Source organism: Thiorhodovibrio winogradskyi (genome assembly GCF_036208045.1).
Taxonomy (GTDB): Bacteria; Pseudomonadota; Gammaproteobacteria; order Chromatiales; family Chromatiaceae; genus Thiorhodovibrio; species Thiorhodovibrio winogradskyi.
Window position 1 is genome coordinate 939,046 of record NZ_CP121472.1, and the last position, 13,935, is coordinate 952,980.

Below are 13,935 nucleotides of genomic sequence, written 5' to 3' on the forward strand. Positions count from 1 at the left end.
TACCGCCGCTGTCGAGGTTGCATGAATGAGGATTCTTCACGCCTTTTGGCTCCCTGAGCCAACCGATGCCTTTGTGCAGCGCGGCGCTTTTTGGCTGTGGGTGGAGACCTTGCCGCCTGCCGGCGCCGGTTCTGAGCGCCCCCGGAAGCCTGCTCGTCAATCAGCGGCGCATCCCTTTCAATTGCCAGTTCATTCCTGGTCCGAGTTGCTTGAGGAGCTGAGCCTGACGCCCAAGTCCGCGCGTGCCGCCAAGGCGCCATTGACCACTCAGCGCATCTGGTTGCCGAGTGCGGCGGGGGCGCCCTTGCCCTCGCCCCAGCTTGCCAAATCCTGGCCTGAGCCATTGGAGAGCGACGCCGGCGAGTCCAAGGATGCGGTCGAACTCAAGCCCTGGGAGGTTGACGGCTTTCAGCTCGAATACCCGATCAAGCAACTGGCCGACATCCATTTTCTCGCCTTCTATCAGGCCGAGGGACTAGAACCAGGCAGCGATTTTCTGTTCTGGTATTGGCTGACGCAGAACCTCAAACGCCTGCTGATGCGCGACCGCTATCTTCCCGCGCTGGTTTACCGTCAGCCGCCGACGCCCAAGGGCAAGCGCAAACAGCCGCCTTATGAGATCCATGGCGGCTGGACTTGGGCCTCGGACGACTACGAGCAGCTTATTGCTAACGCGGTCGAGTGCATGCCAGCGGCTTGTGCGGCGGGCTGCGACGGACTGGCCGAGACCGAATCCCTGCTGCGTCACGCCGGCGAGGTGCTGCTCGATGACATCTTGCGTGGACTGGCCATTCCCGCCAGCTTCGCCAAGCGCTTTCAGGGCAGTCTGCTTGATGCTTGCCTGGCGCCGGCGCCGGCGGCTCGCCCTTGGACGGCGCCCGGCACTGGATTCGAGCAGTATCGGCGCTGGCATCAGTGGCGTGAGCGCATCGCGGGCGGCGGACAGGATGCGCCCTTCACGCTCGGCTTCCGGCTGGTTGAACCCCAGCGCGAGACCGATGATGACTGGACGCTTGAGTTCGTCGCCGTGCCCAAGACTGACCCCTCTCGGCGCATGGAGTTGGCCGAGTATTGGGCCATGTCCGCCAGCGAGCGCCAGGCGGCCTGTCGGCAGCTCGGCGCCGGTGTCGCGCCCTCCGCTGTCGAGACCAGCCTGCTGCTCGACCTGGGGCAGGCGGCGCGCATCCTGCCCAGATTATGGTCGGGACTCGACACCGCCACGCCCCAGTCGGTCAGGCTGGATCTGGACGCCGCCTTCCGCTTTCTGAAAGAAGACGCCTGGATACTGGAGGATGCCGGCTTTAAGGTGATTGTTCCCGCCTGGTGGACGCCCAAGGGGCGCCGGCGGGTGCGCATCCGGCTGCGCTCCGGCAAACCGCGCGAGAAAGCCTCTGGCAGCGCGGCGGGAACCGGCATTCTCAGTCTCGATAATCTCATTCAGTACCGCTATCAGCTCGCCATCGGCGATGAGGCTGTCAGCGAGGAGGAATGGGAACAACTGGTCGCCGCCAAGACGCCCCTGGTGCGCTTCCGTGGCCAATGGGTCGAGCTGGATCGTGACCAGATGCAGGAGATGCTGCGCTTTTGGCGCGAGCACGGCCAAGAAACCGCCGAGATGGATCCGCGGGCGCTGCTGCGGCGCACCGCCACCGATGATTTGTTCGAGGTCGAGCGCGACGATGCCCTGGCCGAAATGCTCGAACGGCTGCGCGACCGCGGTCAGCTCGCACCCATTGCCGAGCTGCCCGGGCTGAACGCGGAGCTGCGCGAGTATCAGAAACGCGGTGTGGCCTGGATCGAATTTCTCGAGCGCCTGAATCTTAACGGCTGCCTGGCCGATGACATGGGTCTGGGCAAAACCATGCAGGTGATCGCCCGACTGGTGCAAGAACGCGAAGCGGGCGATGGTGACACGCCCGGCCCGACCTTGCTGATCGCCCCAACCTCGGTGCTTGGCAACTGGCGCAAGGAAGTCGAGCGCTTCGCCCCGCAACTGCCGGTGCTGATCCATCACGGCTCCGAACGCGCCAGCGATGCCAAAGCCTTTAAGCAAGCCGCTGCCGGCCAAGCGCTGGTGATTACCTCCTATGCCCTGGCGCGACGCGATCAGCCCGTGCTTGCCGCGCTCGACTGGCACAGAGTCGTGCTCGACGAGGCGCAGAACATCAAAAATCCCAAGGCCGCCCAGACCAAGGCCATTGGCAAGCTGCGCGCGACCCATCGCCTGGCGCTGACCGGCACGCCGGTGGAGAATCGGCTGATGGATCTCTGGTCCATCCTGCATTTCCTGAACCCGGGCTATCTCGATACCCAGGCACGCTTTCGCAAACAATTCGAGCTGCCGGTGCAGCGCGACCAGGATCCCATCCAGACCGCCACCCTCAAGCGCCTGGTCGAGCCCTTTATTCTGCGCCGGGTCAAGACCGACAAGGCCATCATCCACGACCTGCCGGATAAGATCGAGGCCATCCAATACTGCAACCTCGGGCGCGAGCAGGCCGCGCTCTACGAGAGCGTGGTGCGCCAGGTCGAGCGCGATCTTGAAGAAAAAGAAGGCATTGAGCGCCAGGGCCTGATGCTCTCCACCCTGATGCGCCTGAAGCAAATCTGCAATCACCCGGCGCAGTTCCTGCAAGACGGCAGCCCCTTCACCCCCGAGCGCTCACACAAACTGCAACGCCTGCAGGAGATGCTCGAAGAAGTCATGGCCGAGGGCGACAGCGTGCTGATTTTCAGTCAGTTCACCGAGGTCGGCGCGGCGCTTGAACGCCTGCTGCGTCAGGACTGGCGCTTCAACAGCTTCTACCTGCATGGTGGCACCTCGCGTAGTCGCCGCGAGGAGATGATCGCGCGTTTCCAAGACCCCGAGACCGAGCCATCCGTTTTCGTGCTCTCCCTCAAGGCCGGTGGTGTCGGCATCACCCTGACCAAGGCCAACCATGTGTTTCATTTCGACCGCTGGTGGAACCCAGCGGTCGAGGATCAGGCCAGCGATCGCGCCTTTCGTATCGGTCAGGAAAAGACCGTCTTTGTGCATAAGATGGTCACGCTCGGCACCCTGGAGGAGCGCATCGACGAGATGATCCGCGACAAAAAGGCACTCGCCGGCGCCATCGTCGGCAGTGATGAGTCCTGGCTGGCGCAACTCGACAACGAAGGCTTCAAGGCGCTGATTCAACTCAATCGTGACGCGGTGGTGGACTGAACTCATGGCCCAACAAAGCAAAACCTGGTGGGGGCAACGTTTCATCGCCGCGCTCGAAGGCTGCATGGATGCCGGACGGCTCCAGCGCGGTCGCGGCTATAGCGGCGACAGCCGCATCCTCAGTTTCGATATCGCCAAGGCCCTGGTCAGTGCCAAGGTGCGCGGCAATGTGAATCCCTATTTCGGCGTCTACAAAGAACCCAAGTACAGCATTCAAATCCGCCTGACACCCATCCCAGACAAAGAGTGGAAGAAGGCCATCACGACTCTGGGCAGCAATGCCGCCCTGGTCTCACAACTCCTAATGGGCGAAATGCCCGAGCGCATCGACGAGGTTTTCGCCGGCATGCGCCTGCACTTGCTGCCGCAAAGCCGCAAGGACTTCGCCCAAACCGACTGCTCCTGCCCCGACTACGCCAACCCCTGCAAGCACATCGCCGGCGTCTACTACCGACTCGCCAGGATGCTCGACAGCGATCCGTTTCTGCTGTTTGAACTGCGTGGCCTGTCGCGCGAACACTTGCATCGGGCGCTGGCCAAGACGCCCCTGGGTCAGGCGCTGGTGGCGATGATGGACACGCCGGACGCGGCGCTGGAACCGGCAGCGTCTTTTTTCACCCGGCCCGAGCCGGTCGCCACGGCCCCCGACTATCAGGCGTTCTGGACTGGCCGCAAACGCCTGCCGAGCGAGATCGAACCCGCCACGCCGCCGGTGGTGTCGGGCATTCTGGTCAGAAAAGCAGGCGATTATCCGGGCTTTTGGGAGCGGGAGAATTCCTTCATCGAGGTGATGGAGGCCTTGTTCGAGCGGGTGCGGGTCAAAAGCAAGATGAAGTAACAATTTTCCGGCAGAGCCGGGGGATTACCCACCGGATTCATTAAAGCCGCTAGCCGGCTATGGGCTTTCGGGGCAGCAGGCCTGGGCATGGATGCGCATTGAGCTGGCTGGGATGTCAAGGCAGAGGATAAGCTTTGCTCGGACAGCTCGAAAAAAGGTAGCTTTCAGATGCCTCAAGGGCAGGCGCACAGTGAGCAAACGCGCGCGCAAGTAGAAGGATGCATTGTCAGCAATTCCATATTTCGTTTTCCATCGTCCGGTTGTCGGCCCGGTTATCTGTAGGCGCGTCATGAAGCGACTGGAAGCCGCTTCTACACGACATGAAACACCCAAATTTGGAATTGCTGATCCCTTGCTGGCAAAGCTTGGGCAGCTGCGCCGCAGGTTCTGACATCGCATGACGCCAGAGCCTGCGGCTCGTGGAGCCTGATTAGGCCGCCAGAGCCCGCGGCTCATGGCTTAGGCATCCCTTGGGACAGACGCGCGAGCAGGATTCGCAGCCGATGCAGTCGAGAACGTTTTTCAGGTTCATGACCATGCCGGGGGCTTCGTCGAAATCGTCATCGTCGAAGTCGTCATCGTCATTCAAATCGAGGTCATCGCGATCAATCAGCTCAAAGACATCACGCGGGCAAACCTTGTAACAGCGCCCGCAGCCGATGCAGTTGTTCTGGTTCAGCGCCATGATAAAGGCCGGCGTCCACTCGGTGCCGCCTCGGGTCAATCCAACAATGGTGCTCATTCGTTTACCCCCTCGAAGTTTAAAGGCCAGCGACCTCGGAATGATGACCGACCAATTCCAAGGCAACCGACAGCACCTTGTCTGCTTCGTCTTTCATCTTCGATAAGGAGGCGAAGCCGAAGCGATGTACGTCACGCAGCGCGCGATCCATCACAACTAGTTTGCCGACGATGATGAGCCCGCGGCCGAAGCCCTCGGCGCTTAAGTTGATCACGGGTGAGGCCATGAGATTGCATTCTTTTTCGATCATGGCGGCAATGGTGTTATAGAAGGCACCGAGGCGGTCCAACACCGCGGCATCGGGATTGGCCACGATGGGGATATCGCGTTTGCGCTCGGGTGTCAGGATGAAAGGGTCGAGCAACTCGGCATTGGTTTTGTTCTCCAGCCGCCCGTAGGTATCGAAGGCGCGCATCTGACGCACCAGTTCGGTACCAAAGGCGGTTTGCAGCACAGGGTCTTCGGGATCGATGGCAATAGCTTGCGAGGTCATGAAGGTCTCCAGTTGTGGTCTTGGCGGCTCCGATGGGGAGCGCGCAATTCTAGGAAGAGTCCGCCCGTGCCGGCAGCACAGACGCCGAGATGGACTTGCCGGCAGCCGCGCGGATGCGGATGAGCAGACCCCCAAGCAGGAGTCCCGCGCCCAATCCGAGCGCGGCCAATAGCACACTCAGCACATCACCTGCCATCTGCGCGCCGAGCCCAGCGCCAAGCAGCATCAGCAGCACGGGCAGCACATAGGCCAGGACAGCGGCGCCAAGCAGTGCCCCAGGAGCAATGCCAAGCTGGATGTCATCGCCTGGGCGCGGTGGCTTGGATGCGGCTGGCATGGGGAGCTCCATACGCAGTGGACTCTGTCCAAAGCGTCCGCGGCCAAAAAGTTCGGCCAGCACCGCCGTACCGCAACCCGATGCGTGCGCGCAGCCACCGCAGACCGGGCGTCGAGTGACCTCAAGATACAAGCGAGCCGGCTGGGTCGGCGTTTCCGGCAACACATCCAGCACGCGGGCGGGTTGTTCAATCATTCACACCAGCCCTCGGCTTCCATGGCGTCGAAACGGTCTTTCTCGCATCCCTTGGCGCACGGCTGATGCATGGCCATGGCGCGCGCCAGCCAGGCGCTGGGGCCATCGGCCAGTTCGCGCTGCAACTCCCGCAGCAAGGTCTTGATCAGGCTACCAGCCGGGACTTTCAGCGGCTGAATGCCCTGGGCCCGCAGCTGCCGCACCGCCGAGGCACCGACGGCCTGGCAGTAAACGGCCACACAGCCCTTGAGTGCGTCGAGCTTGGCGGAGACTTTGTCTTCGTGTCCATCCATCGCGAGCTGGCCGAACTGCACGACTTCGAGCAGCTCGCAGCCGTTGCGGTCGACCGCGTAAATGGCGAAAGCCGCCGCCGCGCCAAAATGCTGATCGACCCGACGCCGATCCGCGCTGGCAAAGGCGATCTTGACTGCCGGTTCGGCGCTGGAACGCGCAAGGGGTGCGTCGCAATGCAGCAATTTCAGTCGGCGTTCAACGGGCATTGGAGATCTCCGCGTCTGTTGGGATAGCCAGGCTCAAGCGGCCAGGCACTCAGCGGTCGGCCATTGCTTGAGCCGCGAGCGATAGGGATGAATGTCGCCCTTCTCCAGGCTCAGCATGATATTGGCCAAATCAAAGAGGGTCTGGCGCGTGCCTGTGTAGCCAATCCAGCAACGCTGGTAGCCGCCGATCAGGTCGTATTGCGGAAACCCGGCGCGCACCAGCGGAATCCCCAGCCGCTCGGCCGAGGCCGCGCCGTGAGAATTGCAGATCAGCACCTCGGCCCCGGCCGCGCGAGCGAGCTGCTCCAGATCTTCAAGATCGCCAATTTTGACCTGCGCGGTTTTGACCTCGCGCAGACAGGGCGCATTGGCCGGTGCCACGGCAGCCACTGTCTCGGCGCCCATCTCGGCAAGCAGATCACTGAACCCCAGCAGCAAATCACCATCACCCGCGATGGCGAAGCGCCCCTGGCCGAGGGAGAAATGCGCGTCCAGCATGGCATCCTGTAGCTGCGCGCGCTGACGCTCGACTCGTTCCGGCACCGGCTCGGCACTGATGTCGGCCAACGCCATGACCAGGGCATCCATGGCATCCAAACCCATCAGATGCGCAAAACGTACATCCGGCACCCCGGTGCGGGCTTTGAGCAGGTCGGCCGCCGCGTCCATCGACCGGCCAATGACCAGGGTGGCGGCCGCATCACCCAGGGTGGCCAGTTCCTCGATGAGCGTGCCGCCGATGGTCAGTGCGCTGTAGTCGGTATCGGCCAGGTGCCCGTCGAGCGCGTCGGACAAATCCGGCACCACCACCGGACGCAGTTGGAAGCGCTCCAGCAGGTCTTTGAGGTATTCGATGTCTCCCGGCGTCAATGCAGACCCAACCAGGACATTCAGCTGCCGCTTGCGGCGACCTGGACGGGTACTGGCACTGGCGGCATCTGGGACCAGATCCTCGATGATGCGACTGACGGTCTGGGCATAGCCACTTTCCAAGCAGCCCGCGAAGTCGGGCGAATGCACCGGTACGATGGCAACCTGGTCGTATCCCGGGTAGCGGGCGCGAAACTCTTTGAGCGCGCGTTTGGGGTCGGTGCCCTGGGCTTCGACCAAGCCCGTGGTCGGCACGCCGATCAGCGCTGGCTGGTGCTTCTCACAGATCGTCCGCAGCCCTTCGATCAGATTCTCGTCACTGCCCATGATGGCGCTCACCTGATCAAGCGCCGTGGTCTGCATCGGAATGGGTTCGCGGAAATGCTGGATAAAGAAAATCTTGCCAAAGGCGGTGCAGCCCTGGGAGCCATGCAGCAGCGGGATGCCGCGATTGAAGCCGAGAAAGGCCAGGGTGGCGCCAAGGGTGGAACTGGCCTTCAGCGGGCTGACGGACAGGGCCTTATTGCGTTTGACGATCTCAGCCATGAGCCACCTCTTGCGCGGTCGCGTTGGCCGACTCTGGCGCGAGTTGCCCCGACCTCGCTTCAGCCTTCACACCAGAACGCCAGGGCGGCGCGCGGCGTACCCGCGACCAGATCGGACTCGATAGTGTCACATCAAGCTGCCGCGCCAGCTCCAGCATGCCTTCATAGCCGGCATAGCCAAACTCGCGCTCCTGATTCACATCCAGAAAGGGCAAACGCGCCTTTAGCGCGGTGTATTGGTTGCGCCCGCCGGCGATCATCATGTCGACCTGGTATTTGGCACAGAGATCGAGCAGCCCGCGTGGATTGCCGTCCTCGATCATCACCGCCTCCTCGCCCATCAGCGCGCGGATGCGCGCCTTGTCGTCCTCGGTCGACTTACGCGTACCGGTCGCCACCACCGTCATGCCGAGATCCTGCAGCGCACTGATCACCGACCAGGACTTGACCCCACCGGTGTAGAGCAACACCCGCTTGCCGGCAAATTTCTCCCGCCAGGGCGCCAGTGCCTGATGGATACGCGCCTCCTCGCGCGCGATCAGCGCCTCGGTGCGGGCGCTCAGATTTGGATCATTGAGCAGCCGGGCGAAGTCGCGCAGGGCGCGCGAGACATCGGCGACGCCGTAAAAACTCCCCTCGAACCAGGGCGTGCCATAGCTTTCCCGCAGCTTGCGCGCCACATTGATCATCGCCTTGGAGCAGACCATCATATTGGCCCGCGAGCGGTGCATGGTTTGGACCTCGTGGAAGCGAGCATCACCCGAGAGCGTGCACAGCACCCGCAACCCCAACTCATCGAGCAAGGGCAGCATATGCCACAGCTCGCCGGCAATGTTGTACTCGCCGATCAGGCAAATGTCGTGGACTTTGAAATCCGCCCGTTCAATGCCGGGCGGAATGGGATCGGGCTCGCGCGTGCCGCAGACATCGCGCACCATCACCTCGCCGGCGATGCGATTGCCAAGGTTCTTGGTGCCATAAAACCCCGCCGCGTCGACCGAGATCACCGGCTTGCCCCAGCGCTGGCTGGCCGCGCGGCACAGGGCGCCAACATCATCGCCAGTCAGCGCCGGCACACATGTGTTGTAAACAAAGACCGCCGCCGGGTCATAGTTGTCAATGGCTTGCTTGATGCCATGAAACAGCCGCTTCTCGCCGCGGCCCATGATGACGTCCTGTTCAGTCAAGTCCGTGGTCATGCCGACCTTAAACAGTGTCGGCCCCGAGGAGCGGGTGCCGCGATTATCCCAGGCACTGCCGGCGCAGGCGATGGAGCCATGCACGATGTGGGCGACATCGGCGATCGGTAGCAGCGCGATTTGCGCGCCGTCGAAGGAGCAGCCGCCGGCCGTCGCCCCAGGTTTGAGCTTGGCGCAGCCGGACTTGGACTTCTGGTTATGTTCGCAGGCCGGCTCGTCGAGCAGGGCCGCGATGTCTTGTTGCTTCATGTCGACTCCTTTTGGCGCCTTGTTCCCTTGTTCAATGGACGTCGTTTTAGTGTCGTCTTACGGGAACCAGCGTCTTGATGAATCCCGTTAAGCAAAGATCACGCCATATATTCAAGGAATTGATTAGAATGAAAAAATCCAGAAACCTGCTTGTCGCAAAAGCAACAAACCACCAAAGGGGGGACGATTATCGACACTGGTTAGGAAAGTTGCCGGTTTCCGTGACGACGGCCGGCCATTTGGGCGAGTCCAATACCCCAGCTTAAGGATGCAAGGTAGCCGTTCGCACTTGCCTCTTGGGCAAGGTCGCGGGTATGTTGGCGCGGTTTGGATTTTATGCCGGGGCGATTGGAGCTTGCCTGGCAACCGAGCCGGCCGCCATTCTTCGAGACACTCGAATGGCCCGGAGTTTTTTCGATATTGAGGCCAAGCATGTCCCCAACCGATTTCTCCCCTGCCCATCCGAACTCGCGCGGACCCCAAAATTCCCAAACACGCCGGCTGCTCGATCTGCCGCTGCCGCCCGAGACCATCGCACTGCTGAGCGCCGCACCGAGCGTGACAATCGCCAGCAGGCATGATGAGCTGATCAAACTCGCGGTGCGCGACGCACCCACCGACGGCTCGCAGGAGGTCGCCTACGAGGTTCCCGGCCGCGGCCGGGTGGTCGAGGCCGAGGTCTGCCGCACCCGCAACGGCATCTGCGCGAACTATATCGAACCTTACATGCGTCGGCGCGACCCGGACTGCCTGGTGATCGGTGACGACCGCCCGACGGACAAACCAACCTTTGATGCCCGCTTTGGGGGGGCCTTCGACCCGGTGCGCGCGGCGACCTTCGACTGGCTCAAGACACAGCCACTCGCGGTCTTCGCCTTTCATGCCGGACTGCCTAGTCCAGCTACCCAGGCACTGGCGATTGTTCCGGACAATGCTGGCTTTTTCGCGCTGGGACTGGCACTTCTGCAAGGCATCGTCCCTCTGGAGGAACTGCCCGCGGACTTCCAGCCCAAGGCACTGATTTATGTCGCGCCGCCGTTTCGGCACACCCACTTCGAAGGTCGGCAGATCGTCGTTCATAATCGGCGCGAGAACCTGCACGAGCTCTTTAGCTACAACCTCTATCCCGGTCCAAGTGCCAAGAAGGGCGTTTACGGGGTGTTGCTCAATATCGGTGAGGAAGAACGTTGGGTGACCATGCACTGCGCCACGGTGCAAGTGGTCACTCCTTACGAGAATAAGGTGGTGATCTCGCACGAAGGCGCAAGCGGCGGTGGCAAGAGTGAGATGCTCGAGTATGCCCACCGCCAGCCCGACGGCACCCTGCTGCTGGGGCGCAACCTGGAGACTGGCGAGACACGCAAGTTCACCCTTCCCAAGGGCTGCGATCTGCGCCCCGTGACCGACGACATGGCGCTCTGCCACCCCTCGCTGGAGAAAGGCAACGGCAAGCTGAGCTTGATGGATGCCGAGGATGCCTGGTTCGTGCGTTGCAACCATATTGACCGCTATGGCACTGATCCGCACATCGAGGCGCTCACAGTGCATCCGCCGCAGCCGCTTTTGTTTCTCAACATACACGGAAGACCCGGCGCCACGACCCTGCTTTGGGAGCACATTGAAGACGCTCCCGGCGAGCCCTGCCCGAATCCGCGTGTGATCATTCCGCGCAAAATCATTCCCCAAGTCGTGCAAGGCGCGGTCGACGTGGATGTGCGCAGCATGGGCGTGCGCACGCCGCCCTGCACCACCGAGCGACCAAGTTACGGCATCATCGGCCTGTTCCATCTGCTACCGCCCGCCCTTGCCTGGCTGTGGCGGCTGGTTGCGCCACGCGGCCACGCCAACCCGAGCATTGTCGAGACCGAGGGCATGACCTCCGAGGGCGTGGGCTCCTATTGGCCCTTCGCCACCGGGCGCATGGTCGATCATGCCAACCTGCTGCTGAACCAAATCATCGACACCCCCGAGGTGCGCTATGTGCTGATCCCCAACCAGCATATCGGCGCCTGGGAGGTTGGCTTCATGCCGCAGTGGATCACCCGCGAGTACCTGGCGCGCCGCGGTGGCGCGCGCTTCGCCGCCAACCGCATGCGTCCCTCGCGCTGCACCTTGCTGGGCTACACGCCGGGCACCATCATGGTGGAAGGTAGCACCCTAGGTAACTGGTTTTTCGAGGTCGAGCATCAGCCGGAGGTCGGCCCAGCGGCCTATGACGAGGGCGCCGCCATCCTGACCGAGTTCTTCCACCGAGAACTCAAGGCCTTCCTTGGCCCCGACCTGCTCCCCGCCGGACAGCGCATCATCGAGTGCTGCCTCGCGGGCGGCAGCCTCCAGGACTACCAGGGGCTGCTCGATCTGCCTTGCCTTGAGCCAGACGAGGGCTGAAGGATCACCGGTGGCAACCAAAAACCACGACAGGCGCTGGAGTGTCGTCGCCGGGGCCCTGATCATTCAAGGCAGCCTGGGCGCGGTCTACATCTGGAGTGTGTTTCAGACGCCTTTGCTCGCCCAGTTTCCGCGCTGGTCGGAGACCCAGGTCACCCTGCCAGCACAATTGGTCATCGCGGTTCTTGCCTGTTCCGTGATCCTGGGCGGCTTCATCCAGGATCGGTTGGGGCCACGACTGGTGGGCAGCCTCGGCGGCCTGATTCTCGGACTGGGGCTCATCCTTGCCGGGCTGACGGGACACTTCCCGTCGGGGCCGGCACTGGCCTGGCTCATTGGCACCTATGCGGTGCTCGGCGGCATTGGCATCGGCATGGCCTACGTCTGTCCGGTCGCCACCTGCGTGAAATGGTTCCCGGATAAGCGGGGGCTTATTACCGGCCTGGCTGTCGCTGGCTTCGGCGCCGGCGCTTTTTTCTTCGCGCCCCTGGCGCAGGCACTCATCAGCGGCAGCGATTACGAACTGTTCGGCGTCGCACTCTTTCCATTGCCCCAGGCGGGTGTCTTCAATACCTTTATTGTGCTGGGTGTAATCTTTCTGCTGGCGGTGGTCCTCGGCGCCCAGTTGCTGCGCAACCCGCTGCCTGGCTATTGTCCGCCTGGCTGGACGCCGCCGTGCTCGACCAGCAGCCAGCCATCGGGCCAGAGCGATTTCACACCAGAGTCCAGACCCGAATCCAATCCCAAACCCGATTTCACACCCAATTTCAAACCGGGCAAGATGTTGCGCACGCCGACCTTCTGGTTGCTGTGGATCACCTATCTTGCCGGCAGTACCGCCGGGCTGATGGTGATCATGAAGGCAGCCCCAATCTGGAAGGCCTTCAGCCTTTCGGCAGCGGCGGCATCAGAGATTCCGGTCTCCCACGAGTACTTCGCCGATATTGCTTCGGCGGCAGCCATGGCGGTCGCCGTGCTCGCGCTCTTCAACGCCGCCGGGCGCATCCTCTGGGGCCGGGTCTCCGACAGCCTTGGTCGCAGGCCGACTTTGGTGTTGATGTTCATCCTGTGTGCACTGGTCTTATTCGCGCTTGACTGGATGCGGCCCTATCCCCTTTATCTGCTCGGCGTATCGCTGATCGCGCTGTGCTTCGGTGGCTATCTGGCCCTGTATCCGGCCATCTGCGCCGACTACTTCGGCACCCGCCACATTGGCGTGAATTACGGCCTGCTCTTCACCGCCTACGGCAGCGGTGGGCTGCTTGGCCCCTTCCTGGCCGCCGCGCTCCTGCGGACGGACGGGAGCATTCAATACCAGGCGCTGGATGCGACCGGAAGCCTCGCCACCGGCGTCTTTCAGCTCGGGGAATACAATGTCGCCTTCATGAGCGCCGGATTCCTGTGCCTGGCAGCCGCGCTGTTAACCCTTGCATTGCGCCCCCCGCAAAGCGACAAGCCCGGTTCCCGAACCTGTGCACAGGACACATTAATGAGTCATTAATTTAGGAAAGTAGAGGCCGCGCCTGCCCCGGAATATGCCCCCGCGCACAACGGACCAAGCTGTCGCCCCGGTCGATCAGGGTTTTCCCTGTTCAACCGCGTGCAAGGCCTCGGCGCGATCCGTGCCAAGATTGGCGCGGAGAAAGGCCTTGTCCATTGGCAGCTCCAGTGTCCAGCCTGTGGTCGGATCGAGAGTCACCTTGCCCTTGGTCAAGCTGAAGTCGAGCAGATGTCCAGCCGAGGCGCGATCATCGGACAGAAAGTGCAGGTGGAAGCCGGGCACATTCAGCCCTTTGACATAGCTCGGGCACCAGAAGCCGATCAAGGTGCCGGCGATCTTTTCGCGCTTGAAGTACGTCTGCTCCTTGGCGACCTCCTTGAGTGGCCGATAGGGCGGCTCCTGCGCGGGGACGCTGCGGTAGTGAATGCTGGCGAATTGGCCATCCACACGCACCGCGTAGGTCAGGTTTGGGCTCGGCAGTTCCGCTTCCAGCCAGGTTTTAAAGGCCGCGTAATCCAGCCCGGGCGGTGGTTGCAGCTGTTCGTCGGCGTCGAACCAGGTCAGGCTGATAAAAGGCGTGGCCGCGGTGCCTGGCATTTTCCGCACTGTCCCGTCAGCCGCGGCCTGGTAGATATCCCCAGCGACGAGAATCAACTCCCCATCCAAACCCGCAAAGGTGCCAAGACCAAAATCGCCATGCGTGAGTACCTCATCCAGGGTGGCCAGCGGCTGGTAGACGCCGGCAAGTAGGGCATCGATGGTGGAGACTTGAAACAGGGTGTCACGATCGGATTGCGCAACAGACGCCGTGGCTAGGAGTTGCGTGGCGAAGAAAAAGATCGCGCTGGGCAGAAACAGGCGCATGGTCGAGAC

At 62.4% G+C, this 13,935-nt stretch carries 11 protein-coding genes; 4 read left to right on the top strand and 7 right to left on the bottom strand.

Annotation, left to right across the window (positions count from 1 at the left end; genetic code table 11):
* The first annotated feature begins 25 nt into the window (after window positions 1-25).
* Both Thiowin_RS04230 and Thiowin_RS04235 read left to right on the top strand, forming a co-directional pair.
* Window positions 26-3,205: a DEAD/DEAH box helicase gene (locus Thiowin_RS04230; protein WP_328986488.1), complete on the top strand. Its 3,180-nt coding sequence runs from the start codon at window positions 26-28 to the stop codon at window positions 3,203-3,205.
* 4 nt (window positions 3,206-3,209) lie between these two features.
* Complete coding sequence (locus Thiowin_RS04235; protein WP_328986489.1) at window positions 3,210-4,043, top strand: SWIM zinc finger family protein; 834 nt, start codon at window positions 3,210-3,212, stop codon at window positions 4,041-4,043.
* A gap of 430 nt (window positions 4,044-4,473) precedes the next feature.
* On the opposite strand, the gene fdxB is transcribed toward Thiowin_RS04235, so the two are convergent.
* The 6 genes from fdxB to nifE are packed head-to-tail and all read right to left on the bottom strand — an operon-like array spanning window position 4,474 to window position 9,173.
* A complete protein-coding gene (fdxB, locus tag Thiowin_RS04240; protein ID WP_328986490.1) occupies window positions 4,474-4,785 on the bottom strand; it encodes a ferredoxin III, nif-specific in 312 nt (103 codons plus the stop codon).
* A gap of 19 nt (window positions 4,786-4,804) precedes the next feature.
* Window positions 4,805-5,278: a NifX-associated nitrogen fixation protein gene (locus Thiowin_RS04245; protein WP_328986491.1), complete on the bottom strand. Its 474-nt coding sequence runs from the start codon at window positions 5,276-5,278 to the stop codon at window positions 4,805-4,807.
* Window positions 5,279-5,327: 49 nt separating this feature from the next.
* Entirely contained in the window at window positions 5,328-5,810 is a 483-nt protein-coding gene (locus tag Thiowin_RS04250; protein WP_328986492.1) for a SoxR reducing system RseC family protein, read from the bottom strand.
* The gene (locus Thiowin_RS04255) at window positions 5,807-6,310 is read right to left on the bottom strand and encodes a NifB/NifX family molybdenum-iron cluster-binding protein (protein WP_328986493.1); all 504 of its coding nucleotides are present in this window, start codon (window positions 6,308-6,310) and stop codon (window positions 5,807-5,809) included. Before Thiowin_RS04255 ends, Thiowin_RS04250 begins: the two co-directional genes overlap by 4 nt.
* 33 nt (window positions 6,311-6,343) lie before the next feature.
* Window positions 6,344-7,726, bottom strand: coding sequence for a nitrogenase iron-molybdenum cofactor biosynthesis protein NifN (gene nifN, locus Thiowin_RS04260; RefSeq protein ID WP_328986494.1), 1,383 nt, complete (start codon window positions 7,724-7,726; stop codon window positions 6,344-6,346).
* Window positions 7,719-9,173 (bottom strand): nitrogenase iron-molybdenum cofactor biosynthesis protein NifE, encoded by a 1,455-nt coding sequence (nifE, locus tag Thiowin_RS04265; protein ID WP_328986495.1) that lies wholly within the window; start codon window positions 9,171-9,173, stop codon window positions 7,719-7,721. Before nifE ends, nifN begins: the two co-directional genes overlap by 8 nt.
* A gap of 432 nt (window positions 9,174-9,605) precedes the next feature.
* Here nifE and Thiowin_RS04270 point away from each other — a divergent pair, with 432 nt between their 5' ends.
* Window positions 9,606-11,561 (top strand): DUF4914 family protein, encoded by a 1,956-nt coding sequence (locus Thiowin_RS04270; RefSeq protein WP_328986496.1) that lies wholly within the window; start codon window positions 9,606-9,608, stop codon window positions 11,559-11,561.
* Window positions 11,562-11,571: 10 nt separating this feature from the next.
* Complete coding sequence (locus tag Thiowin_RS04275) at window positions 11,572-13,062, top strand: L-lactate MFS transporter (protein WP_328986497.1); 1,491 nt, start codon at window positions 11,572-11,574, stop codon at window positions 13,060-13,062.
* A 75-nt stretch (window positions 13,063-13,137) separates the two neighbouring features.
* Here Thiowin_RS04275 and budA read toward each other — a convergent pair whose 3' ends face one another.
* A complete protein-coding gene (budA, locus tag Thiowin_RS04280) occupies window positions 13,138-13,926 on the bottom strand; it encodes an acetolactate decarboxylase (RefSeq protein ID WP_328986498.1) in 789 nt (262 codons plus the stop codon).
* Window positions 13,927-13,935: the final 9 nt, after the last annotated feature.